10 protein-coding genes are annotated in these 11,307 nt (G+C 64.0%); 5 read left to right on the top strand and 5 right to left on the bottom strand.

Translation table 11 applies throughout. The annotated features are described in order from the left end of the window. The first annotated feature begins 376 nt into the window (after window positions 1-376). Window positions 377-547, top strand: a complete 171-nt coding sequence (locus tag ACW73L_RS12495) for a nuclear transport factor 2 family protein (protein WP_498922410.1) — start codon at window positions 377-379, stop codon at window positions 545-547. A 267-nt stretch (window positions 548-814) separates the two neighbouring features. Here the strand turns inward: ACW73L_RS12495 and ACW73L_RS12500 are convergent, their stop codons facing one another. Further along, window positions 815-2,707: a hypothetical protein gene (locus ACW73L_RS12500; RefSeq protein WP_498922412.1), complete on the bottom strand. Its 1,893-nt coding sequence runs from the start codon at window positions 2,705-2,707 to the stop codon at window positions 815-817. Between the two features lie 124 nt (window positions 2,708-2,831). Continuing rightward, window positions 2,832-4,178, bottom strand: a complete 1,347-nt coding sequence (locus tag ACW73L_RS12505; RefSeq protein ID WP_498922414.1) for a hypothetical protein — start codon at window positions 4,176-4,178, stop codon at window positions 2,832-2,834. A 497-nt stretch (window positions 4,179-4,675) separates the two neighbouring features. Here ACW73L_RS12505 and ACW73L_RS12510 point away from each other — a divergent pair, with 497 nt between their 5' ends. Beyond that, window positions 4,676-5,404 (top strand): class I SAM-dependent methyltransferase, encoded by a 729-nt coding sequence (locus ACW73L_RS12510; protein WP_498922415.1) that lies wholly within the window; start codon window positions 4,676-4,678, stop codon window positions 5,402-5,404. Between the two features lie 24 nt (window positions 5,405-5,428). Here ACW73L_RS12510 and ACW73L_RS12515 read toward each other — a convergent pair whose 3' ends face one another. The 3 genes from ACW73L_RS12515 to ACW73L_RS12525 are packed head-to-tail and all read right to left on the bottom strand — an operon-like array spanning window position 5,429 to window position 9,743. Next, window positions 5,429-6,322 (bottom strand): alpha/beta fold hydrolase, encoded by an 894-nt coding sequence (locus tag ACW73L_RS12515; protein WP_498922416.1) that lies wholly within the window; start codon window positions 6,320-6,322, stop codon window positions 5,429-5,431. A gap of 50 nt (window positions 6,323-6,372) precedes the next feature. Further along, on the bottom strand, window positions 6,373-7,524 hold the full coding sequence (gene lplT / locus ACW73L_RS12520; protein WP_498922417.1) for a lysophospholipid transporter LplT: 1,152 nt from the start codon (window positions 7,522-7,524) through the stop codon (window positions 6,373-6,375). Then, window positions 7,521-9,743, bottom strand: coding sequence for an AMP-binding protein (locus tag ACW73L_RS12525; RefSeq protein WP_498922418.1), 2,223 nt, complete (start codon window positions 9,741-9,743; stop codon window positions 7,521-7,523). The genes lplT and ACW73L_RS12525 overlap by 4 nt, the downstream gene beginning before the upstream one ends. Before the next feature lie 160 nt (window positions 9,744-9,903). Between ACW73L_RS12525 and ACW73L_RS12530 the strand changes: the two genes are divergently transcribed. From ACW73L_RS12530 to ACW73L_RS12540, 3 genes are all read left to right on the top strand, one after another. Next, window positions 9,904-10,359: a gamma-glutamylcyclotransferase family protein gene (locus tag ACW73L_RS12530; protein ID WP_498922419.1), complete on the top strand. Its 456-nt coding sequence runs from the start codon at window positions 9,904-9,906 to the stop codon at window positions 10,357-10,359. A gap of 165 nt (window positions 10,360-10,524) precedes the next feature. Further along, window positions 10,525-10,860, top strand: coding sequence for an STAS domain-containing protein (locus ACW73L_RS12535; protein WP_139559413.1), 336 nt, complete (start codon window positions 10,525-10,527; stop codon window positions 10,858-10,860). 9 nt (window positions 10,861-10,869) lie between these two features. Further along, window positions 10,870-11,295: an ATP-binding protein gene (locus ACW73L_RS12540; RefSeq protein ID WP_498922421.1), complete on the top strand. Its 426-nt coding sequence runs from the start codon at window positions 10,870-10,872 to the stop codon at window positions 11,293-11,295. The last annotated feature ends 12 nt before the right edge of the window (window positions 11,296-11,307 follow it).

Raw genomic sequence — 11,307 nt, forward strand, 5'->3', positions numbered from 1 at the left:
ATGGCCACGTCGGCCCATGGTCCGCCGCAGTAGGTGCTGCGGGCGCAGCGTGACAGGTTGCCTGCGGCGTTGAAGAGCAGATAAAGATACGCGTCCTGGATCCGGCCTCTGGCAAGGGCTTCGGTATCGCTGTGGCGTTCCCATACCGCGACCAAGGAGTTGCCGTCGCCGTTCTAGCGAAACGTATGGTGCAGGACCGAATCGGCGTCCGCGTTGGTGCAGCTCCAGCTGAGAGTTCCGTTGGTGAAAAACGGGTTGATTTGTCCGACCGTGCCGCGCCAGTTGACGAAGTTATCCGGGCTCGTGTTGGCGCCATGACGCAGGATGTCCCCGTTTTCGAGAAGCTCTTCTGACCGCCGCCGGGACGCCGCTACAAGTGGGACATACGGGCTCGGCAGGCTGGATCGCGACTGAAACGACGTGGCAATTTGCGAACGGTACCGTTCCCTTCCGAATTAGCCTCGTATTGGGGAAGGAGCACGGTAAGTGGAAGATCGTGCAGCAGCACTTTTCCGTAGGGATTGGCAACGATCAGCTGCCTCTTTGAAACGCGCTTGAACTGAGGTCAGGGAGCCAGGCCTGAAGACATCCTGCCTGGCTCCTTCCTCCTTCCGCGGTCCGACGGCAAGCGACGCGGGTAATCTCGATGAGTTGGGGGATTTCTGGTTGGGACAGCGAGCGCTTTTCGAGTGGATGAGCGGGCGGTAGACGCGATATTCGCCCGGTTGATCGACGGGGCGGCGGAGAAGTGGTCAGGGCGGAACGTCCGCGGGGTCCGGTCGTCGGGCGGTCCCGGATGAAGCCGATGACGCGGTCAGTCGGGAGCGGTGATCGGCGATGCGTCGCCCGGAGCGGCATCCAGAGTCATCGAACGGAACAGGAGTCCCAGTCGCCGCGTGTCATATGCCGACTGGCCGGCTTCCCGGGGCGTCGGGGCCGTATCCATGATCAGATCGATGTCGACGAAGCCCTCCTGAACATCGGTCGGCAGGATGAGAGCCGAGCGTGCGGCAAAGGTCCTCGGATCGTCGAAGTGCCAGGTCTGTGCGAGCCGGTGACCGATCGTCACCTTGACCTGTCGCGGGCCTGCTGGCATGAAGGCCCGCGCAACGACGGTCAGCCGAACCGCGTAGGGCAGATTCCCCACGAACGCTCGGAGGCGCGCGGTCGTCTGATCTGTCCAACGCGCGTCGACGGAAGGTTCGTACGAACTCCAGCCTTCCCGAAAAAACTCCGACGCTGTCGCCGAGATGGTGTTTCCCACCGAGAGCGCCGGAAAGGCGTAGCCGGCCAAACCGAAATACGTCACCCGGTGGCGAAACTCGGGGACTTGCTGTGCCACCCATGGGCCGAAGCGTTCGGGCGTCAGAATGAGGGTCCGGACACCACGCTCGGTCGCAATCCGGTCGACGTCGTGCCGCAATGGTAGCAGCGGGCTGCCCGTAACCTGGCCGTGGCGGCGATAGTCCAGAAAGGTTTCCAGTGTGATGCGTCTCCAGTCGTCCACGGCCGGTTCGAAGCCCCTGTCCTGTGTTGCCAAATCAGGTAACACAAACCATGAGCGATAGGGCAGCAGCGAGTCCACGAACGCCCAGTCGTGGGTTCGCGCGTAGCGGACTTGCTGGCTCTCACGATAGACGGCCTGGGCGGCCGGCGCAGACCATAAGACAAGGCCTGACAACAGCACGCAGGTGCCGATCCGGAGTGCAGGCTGCGGCGATGCCAGGCCGATCCGCAGGTTCCAGAGCAGCGCAGGGATCACGAGGATATAGGCCGGGGTGACATAGTAGAGCGCGTCCAGACCCAGAATGACGAAGGCGCCGGCGTAGGCTAGGCCGCCGGCGAGCAGCCCGTCGAAAGACGATATCCCCGTGGACCGCTTCAGCAGGGCAAAACGTAGGACCAACAGACCTGCCGCCACGATCAGCAGCGGGTGCTGTGCGCCGGTTGACAAAGCCACCTCGACTAGGCCGCGACCGCCGTCCCGACCCTGGTGATACCACTGTGTGGCGGTGCGAAACGACAGGAAGTAATACAGAACGAGAAAAAGGCCGCCACTGGCCAGCAGGGCCAGGTTCAGCCATCGGCGGCTGCCGGAGTCGGGGTCCCGATTAAGTGAATCGAACAGTGCCGGGACTGTCGTCGCGAGAAACGCCGGCTCCTTCAAATAGCAGCCTGCGGTGCCCGACAGCAAGGCCAGCAAACCCCAACCGGTATGGGTAGTCGAAGAGAACCGTAGCCAGGACAGCCCGAACACCGCCAGCAACGGGATCAGTGTCTGTTCCGGGTAGATCGTGACCGAAAAGACCTGGTAGACCCCCGGACTCAGCCAGAACACAGCAAAGAAGCCGCTCACGAGCAGTCCGGCGACCGACGGGCGCGCGAGTGTGGTGAGGGTGGTACCGGCGGCGGTCAGCAGCATCTGAACCAGCAGTGCGGCAGTCAGCAGGGCCTTCGCGGCCACCCATCCGAAAGCGAGGTCCGGCCTGTCGCCCAGGTAAACGAGTGCGTCGAACTCGAGATAGTAAAGCGGGTTGAACCGCCCCTGCGACCAGTTGCCGGCATGCGTCCAGAACTGACCAGACAGCACGGTTCGCAGCAGTTGGGCATCGTCCGAAAGCACCCAGGCACCGTCATCCCAAAGGGAAAACGTCAGCCATCCGAAGCACGCGACGACGAGGCCGCAGAGCAGGTAGTAGCTCGGCACCAAGAGCGCTTGAGCCAGGAATGAGCCATTATGCGCTGCAGGCGCATTTGGTCTGGGCTTAGGCGGGGTGAATTGCATGCCGGTCGAGACGTGGGTTCCGGTGTCCGGGCTCGTCGTGCCAGCGTCAGCTGGCGTGCCGCGCGGCGGCTCGCGTCAGGCGAGTGCTCGCGTAGCGGTAGGCCAGGGCGGCGGCCAGGACGATGCCGGCGCTGAAGCTGACCCACTGCAACGCCATCCGGTAGGCATGATTCACGAGCTCGGTAGCGCGGGCCTGTGTGCGTTCGGTCAGGGCCTCCGCCTGCGACGAGAGGGCTGCGAAGTTCTCCGGGTTCATGGTCGGCTGAAGGGCGGCGAGCAATAGCTGCAACTGCTGCGACATCCGCGTGATCTCGGCTGCAGTCTCCGCATACTCCTTGATGCGAAAGGGTTCTGATGGTTCCCGGGACGTTTTGGGGGCGTCCTGGAAGCGATCCGTCAGATCCCGGAATGTCTTAAGCGCACCGTTGGCGGCGTCAGCCATCTTCGTGCCGGCCCTCAGCGTCACGCCGAGCTGTTGCGACAGCACGGCCAGCTGCCCTTCCTGTGATTTCAGGGCGTCCAGGATACGTTCGCGTTCTGCGCTGATCACGGCCGGTGTTTGTTCGAGCGTCCGGCTCAGGCGGTCGCCGGAGGCGGCAAGCTGGGTGGAGTTGGCCACCAGTTGCCGCACCTCCGGCACGCTTGCGGCCTGCAGCGTCAGCAACTCCGCTTGCCACTGCAGGAGTTGCGGCATACGTTGCCCGATGAACAGCGCGCGCTCCGCGAACAGACGGGTCTGAGCCAATTCGCGTGTGGCGGGATCCAGGCCGGCGAGCGGATCCAGGTCCAGCAGGGCAAACACGCTGGTGGTAACGGACTCGCGCCGCCGGCGCGCCGCCTTGGTCACCTCGTCCACCAGGGATACACTGGCGTACAGCGGCAGGCTGGTCGGCTTGGCGCTGCGTTCCCGCTGCCAGGTGTTCAGCGCTTGCCGCAATTCTGCGCAGTGCTCGGGGCTCAGGGCCTTTTCGGCCAAGGCCCAGATCGTCGCTTCCCGCGTGCGGAAGGCGTCCAGCATGGCGGTTGCCGAGCTGCCGTAGACCTGGGGCATCCAGTAGTCTTCGATGCGCATACGCCCCGCGGTCGTAAGGAAAAGCAGGTCGATCAGATTGCCCAGGGCGCTGGCACCTGTCGCACTGGTCAGGATATCCCACCCCAGGTAAACCCGGAGCTGCAGCAGTTCGGCATGTTCCATCGGCTTGCCGCCCAGTCGCAACTGATCGGCGGCGGTGATCGCTGCGGCGGACAGATTGTCCGCGTAGCGCAGCAGATCTTCCTGTAGTTCGACAGGATCGAAACTGCCCGTCTCGCTATGCCCCGGAAACCACGAGGCCGCTTCCTTGAAGGCTGACTCACCCGTGTGGGTGATCGAACTGCAACCGGCGATCGTCAATGCCAGTATCGAGCCCAGCGCAGCGACCCCGACTGTAAGTAGACCCTGGGTAGTCCTGACGGCCCTCGTCCGCCTGCGTGGAGGCGCGTCGGCCTCATGGTCAGGCCGATTCCGATCAGCAGGCGGCGTCATATGAAGGCAATCGCTTTCCAGAGCTTATCGAAGGTGCGGTGAGGAGCGCCGCGGGCGACCCGCTGGTGAAGCCAAACTGCCCTGTCAACCCGGGCCGAGGCCGCAAACTGAGGGCGTTGAGCACAACAGGCATGCGGTTCGAAGGACGTTATATCATTTTGCTCGCCGCGTGCGACAGAACGGGTGTTGTTGTCGCGTTCTTCATCCGATGCAAGGCCCTGGCCCGCACGGGGCGGAATCACGTGAACGACGGTCGTACACAGGTTCTGGTGCACTTCCGAACGATCGTTGCGGCACCCAATGGCACGTGGCGAGTCAGTTTGCGGAGCCATAAAGAGCAAGGTGGCAAGATGTCGACGTTTCGGATGAATTCGCCTGAGGGCAAGGCCATCCTGGCCCGGGTGCGCGGCGGTGACTATGCACACCCAGGGGAGGAGGCCGCGATCGTCCAGGCCGCTGCACTGGTCGATCGCACCGGAGTCCGGCGGATATTGGATGTGGGCTGTGGTCGCGGTGGCACCGCGGGATGGTTCAAGCAGTGCGGCTGGGGCGAGATCGTCGGAATCGACATCGATGCCGACTCGGTCGGCCTCGCACAATCACAGTATCCCGGAGTCGAGTTTCTCGTGGCCGACGTCGGACACCTGGACCGGGTAGGCCTCGCGCCGTTCGATCTGGTGTACCTGCTGACCGCGTTCTACGCGTTTCCGGATCAGAGCCTGGCCCTACGGCAACTGGCGCAGGCCTGCCGTCACGGCGGGCAGCTGTTGCTGGTGGATTACACCTGTCCAGCGGGCGCCGCGCCGCCAGCGGAGCTCGGCCGCGAGATCGGTCAGCCGGTGGTGCTGGAGGTCCTGGCCGACGCTCTGTCCCGCGACGCCTGGGTGAATATCCGAATCACCGACTGGACGACGCTCTTCGTCGGCTGGTACGCGGACCTGCTGCAGCGGTTTGGCGCGCAGCGGCAGGTCATCGTCGCCGAATGGGGTCGCGACTGGTACGACTACGTGAGTCGCTGGTATGACGCATTGCATACGGCGTTGGTCGAGAGACGCCTGGGCGGTGCTGCCGTGACGGCGATGCGTGCGGGGTGACGGAGGAGCACGCTCGTCTGGCTGTCAGCTGTTCGGTCCGGGATGCAGAAAGTCGAGGAGCAGCGCGTTGACGGTTTCCGGCGCATCGGCCTGCACCCAGTGGCTTGCCTCGGGGATGCGCGCCACGGTGAGATTGCTGACCCAGCGCTCCAGCCCCTCGGTGAACCGCAGGCCCAGGTAGCGGTCCTGTTCGCCCCAGATCAGCAACGTGGGACACACGATCGGGCGAGCGGCCCGGTAGATATCGAGCGGGTTGCGGCGGAACAGCGCACGGTAGTAGTTGATCGTCGCGGTCAGCGCTCCCGGTTGTGCGAGCGCGCTGCGGTAGGCTTCGATGTCATCGGGGTTGAAAGCGGCGGAATTCACTGGATCGCGCGACAGCACCCGGTCAAGCGACGCGAAATTGGCGCGTCTCAGCAGCCATTCCGGCAGCCAGGGCAGTTGAAAGAAGAACACGTACCACGATTTCAACAGTTGCGAAGCCGTTCTGAATTCCTCGAACACGCGGCGTGGATGGGGCCCGTTCAACACCACCAGTCGCTGGACCACCTCAGGGTGAGCCATGGCGACGCTCCAGGCGATCGCGCCGCCCCAGTCATGGCCGACGACGATGGCACTGTCCTCGCCGGCCGCCCGGATGATGCCGACGACATCGTCGACCAGATGTTCCAGGCGGTAGGGCGCGATGCCGAGCGGCTTCTCCGAGGTGTTGTACCCACGCTGGTCGAGCGCGATGACGCGGAAACCGGCGTCGACGAGTGCCGGAATCTGGCGGCGCCACGCGTACCAGAACTCCGGAAAGCCGTGCAGCAGCAAGACCAGCGTTCCCTGTCCGGCTTCCACGTAATGCAGCCGAACATCATTGACGTGGGATTCCCGGTGCTGCCAGCCGGCTGGGAGCGCAATCGCGTCGATCATCGTGCCCGGTTCTCCTGTTTATGCCCTTCCCGGCCGCGCTCGGCCGTCGCTCAGCTCTTGGGCAATCGGAGCGATACCGAGATCGTCGCGGCCAGCATCAGCCCGCCCAGCGTGTAGATCGCTCCGACCGGCCCGACGCCATGCGCTGCAGCCAGCGTGTAGCCGGACACCGCACCGAGCATCGTCAGGTTCTGAAACAGGTTCTGCATCGCAACGGCGCCACCGCTCCCGATGGTCTGGTGGCCGATATGCTGCATGGCCGCGTTCAAGGGCACGACGAACAAGCCGCCAGCGGTGCCGATTGCCAACAATACGGCCCGTGCCGCCCAGATGCTTTCGACGTCGGCCAGCAGCAAGAACGACAGGGACAGTGCATAAGCGGGGATCCGGGCCCGCCGTATGCTGTCCAGGGTAATGAACCGCGGTGCCGCCACGGAGCCGATCACGATGCCGATCGCGAGAAACAGCGTCAATTCGGCGATGTCACCGGCGTTCCTGGTCTGCAGGACGAGGGGTGCCCAGGCCACCAGGACGATGCGCAGCGTCGCCGCGGCCGCCCAGAAAAGGCTCAGCGACAATACCACGAGCCGGGCGCGGGCCGATGCGAAAACGGTCCGGATACGGGCGGCAAGTTGTCCCAGGGCGACATCGAGGCGGGCGCCGCGTGCTTCCAGTCGGGGCAGCGCGAGCCCGGCGACGGCTGAGAGGACGTATAGCCCCGCAGTCAGCGCCAAGGCTTGCGGTACCGAATGGTCGGCGAGTTTGGCTCCGGCCAGCGTGCCGATCAGGATAGCCGCGATTGTCGCGCCCTCGACCACGCTGTTGGCGCGCACGAGGTTATCCTTGGCAACGAGTTCGGGCAGGATTCCGTATTTTGCCGGGCTGTAGAGTGCCGCCCCGACACCGACGACCGCATAAGCGATCAGAGGCTCCAGCCCAGCCAGGATCAGCAGTGTCCCGGTGGCCTTGAGCGCGTTGGCCGCCATCAATACCTGAGGTTTCGGGAAGCGGTCGGCCGCCGGGCCAACCCATGGCGCGCACGCGACAAAGGCGACCAGAAACACACTCTGCAGTGCCGGAATGTACCAGGCGGCCGGATTCCCGGCCTTCAGCACGATCGCGACGACGACGAACAGGATGGCATTGTCGGAAAACGCCGAAAGGAACTGCGCAACGACCAGCGCCAGCAGGTTGCGGTTCATGAATCCCGAAACTCGGGCAGATACCCTTGCAGTGCCGGATAGTCGACCTTTCCGGTTGCCAGCAGCGGTATCGAGTCAATGGATTGCACGCTGCGCGGAATCATCAGTTCGCCCAGTCCCTCGGCACGGGCTGCGGCGACCAGTGCCTCGCGCGTTGCGGACGGTTGTTCGGTCAGCAGCACGATTTGCTCGCCCTTGCGGCTGTCCGGCATGCTGAGCGCTGCGCTGATCACGTTCGGCCAGGCTTTCGCGGCCAGTTCCTCGACGCGCGTCAGCGAGACCATTTCCCCCGCGATCTTGGCAAAACGCTTGGCGCGGCCACTGATCCTCACAAAGCCTTCGTCGTCCAGTTCGACAATGTCCCCCGTGTCGTACCAGCCTTCGCCCTGAGTCGAACGGGGGGGCACGAGGACGCCGGGCTGGTCGGCCAGCAGGTAGCCCAGCATGATGTTCGGGCCACGAACGTGGAGCCGACCGCCATGCTCGATTCCGGAGACGGGCTCCAGATGGGCTTCGATGCCGGGCAGCAAGCGCCCCACGGTGCCCTCGCGGTAATACATGGTCGTGTTGACGGCCAGCACCGGGCTGGTCTCGGTCGCGCCGTAGCCCTCCATGATGCGGATACCGAATTTCTCGACCCAACTGCGCCGCGTATCGGACTGCAGTTTCTCGGCACCGGCAAACACATAGTGGATGCTGTAGAAATCGTAGGGATGGGCATGCTTGGCGTATGCGGCAAGGAAGGTATTGGTACCGAACAGGATGGTCGCGTTGATGTCGTAGGCGACTTCCGGGATCACCCGGTAGTGCAGCGGTGAGGGGTAAAGGAATGTCAGCATGCCCGACATCAGGGGCAGCAAGGTACCGGCCGTGAGCCCGAAGGAGTGGAACAATGGCAGCGCATTCAGCACGATGTCCTGGGCCGTGAAATCCACTCTGGCCGCCATCTGCGCGCGATTGCTGAGCAGGTTGGCATGCGACAGGACCACGCCCTTCGGCACGCCCTCGGACCCGGACGTGAACAGAATGACGGCGGGCTGGTCCGGGTCGATGCCTTCGTCTCGCTGCCAGTAGCCTGCAGTGATCGCGGCGAGTGCCCCCCGCAGCTTGTCGAAACGGCTGATCGTCGGAGCAATGTCTTCCAGATAGACGAGCCGGACGGCTTCCTGCAGCCGCTCCACCGCTTCCTCGAGCTTGGCTGCGGTGATGAAGCGGCGCGAGGTCACAACCGTCCGGATCTCGGCCAGACGGCAGGTCGCGACCAGGCTTTCGATCCCGAGGCTGTAGTTCAGCATGGCGGGCACGAAGGCTCGATGCTGCAACCCGAGCAGTGTGGCGACCGTTCCCGCCGCGCTGGGCAGCATTACGCCGATCGTGCGGTGCTCGGTGGGCAGCGTCCGCTGCAGCGCCTGTCCCAGGACCAGCGCCCGCGTGATCAGCCCGTTGTAGGTAATCCGCTGGCGCGACACGTCTTCCAGCACTTGCCGGCGGCCGCCATGAACCCGGCGCGCGTCGAGTACGGCGTGAAATAGCGTCTGTCGACGCTCGCCGGTGGCGAAAATCATCTCGCACATCAGGTCGGAGAGTTCAGTGCCCGCGGTGCGGCGCCGTCGGCGGAGATTGCCCTTCGGGCAGCAGGCGGTGACCGAAAGATGCCGCGGCGGCAGGAAGTTCAGCGAGATCTTGGGGAACCAGCGCAGGCGCACGACACCCTGCAGGCGCGAGAACGGCGTGTACTGCGCGCCGTCGATGCGCACCGGCAGAATGACGGCGCCCGACTTCTCGGCGATCAGGCCGGCCCCGTCGTAGATCTTCATCAGGGCGCCGGTGACGGTGATCCGACCTTCCGGGAAGATGACTGCCTTGCGGTCACCCTGCAGGTAGCGCGTCAGCGCCTTCGTGGACATCGGACTGGTCGGGTCCATCGGGAAGGTGCGGACGAAGCGCAGCGCCGGCTTGACCCACCAGTGTTCCGCGATCCGGGTGTTGATTGCGAAGGTCACATCGTCGGGCAGGAAAGCCCACAGCAGGAGAGGGTCGAGGTAGGACGTGTGGTTGGCGATGATCAGGACCCGTTGTCCTGCCGCGCAATAATGCGCGTCTCCTGTCACTTTGACCTGGTAGAGCCAGGACAACACCGCCCGGGCGCACCGCTTGACGATACCGGCGACGAAACGGCCGGAGGGTGAGTCCTCGGCCTGAGGGTTGGCGGCGGTCATGAAAAGTCGCATCCTTTGAGTCGTTGTTCGGTCGGTTGCCTGCCGATGGGCGGGCACGGCGCGCCCAATGATAGCAACAGCCATCGTTCCGTTGCGTGACGCTGCGCGAAGGGAACCCGCGAGAAGCCCGCTCACCGGTGCCAGCAAGAGAGAAAGTGTCATGCGGACTCATGTTTTTACCTACGGCTCCCTGCAGTTGTCCTCCGTCATGGGTGCTGTCACGGGACGGCATTTCACCGCAGTTCCGGCGCAGTTGCCGGGTTATGCGCGCTATTCGCTCCGCCGTCGTCGCTATCCAGGTCTACGCCCGCGCCGCAATCACACCACCCCAGGTGTCTTGTATCGGGACGTGGATGCGCTGTCGTTGCAGCGGCTCGATGCCTTCGAGGATGCCTTTTATCGGCGTCGGCGCGTGACGGTTTACGTCGGTGGGGAGCATCCGGTGCTGGCCGATGTCTACGTTGTCGAGGCGGCGAGTTACCGCTTGTTGCAGCCGCGGCGCTGGGAACTGACGGCATTTCGGCGGCGCTTCCTGAAACCTTATTTGCGGCACTGCCGACGCGGCTTCGCCGCCGGGCCACGGGATGCAGCCGTCGTATCGGCCTGCGGCGGGTAACACCCCGCTCCCTGTGGTTGCGTGGTGTGGTCAATCGCGCTAGCGTGTCGAAGCTGGCGATGTTCGGAATTTCTCTGCTCGTGTCGGCCGCTACCGGAGATCTGCCGGGGCGCATTCGGAATCAGCCCGACCGTCCCTGGGCGGCGGGAAGGAAAGTGTAGACCGATGAATGTTGAAATCGACCAGAGTGACGCTCGCTCGGTGCTCCGACTGAATGAGGAGCGCATCGACGCTCACAACGCTGGCGAGTTGAAGAACTCGCTGCTCAATGCCTTGGAAGACGGTTGTCGACTGCTGATCGTGGATCTTGCCGCAGTGCATTTCATCGACAGCTCGGGGCTGGGTGCTTTGCTGTCCGGCTACAAGAATGCCAACCTGCGTCAGGCGCGCTTCGTGCTGACTGGTCTTCAGGCGCGCGTACGTTCGATGTTCGAGCTGACGCGGCTGCACCGCGTGTTCGAAATCGCCGAGCACGTGGGCGATGTGGTGGTGAATCCTTAGGCTGGTGCCGTGCACAAAAACCGATTCACGCTGGACTTGCGAGTTCCGGGTCGTACCGAGTACCTGTCGCTGGTCGGCAGTATCGCGGAATGCGTGGCGCAGCGGCTCGACAATTACCGCGGTGATCGCGAGGCACTGGCTTTCCACCTGAATGTGGTGGTCACCGAGGCGGTCGGCAATGCGATTCGCCACGGCCTTTCGGAGCATCAGCAGAGCCGCGTGCGGCTCTGCATCGAAGTTCGTGGGGACGAGTTGATCATCGAGGTTCATGATCGCGGTCAAGGATTCGATTTGTGCAGCCTTTCCGAGGCCTGCCCCGACGATCTCGACGAGGGCGGGCGTGGTCTGTTCCTGATGCGCTCCCTGATGGACTCGGTTTCGTACCGTCGCACCAGGGCTGGCAATGTGCTGGAGATGCGCAAGCGCTTGCGATGAGTACCGCACGGA

This window comes from Methylolobus aquaticus (genome assembly GCF_054172105.1).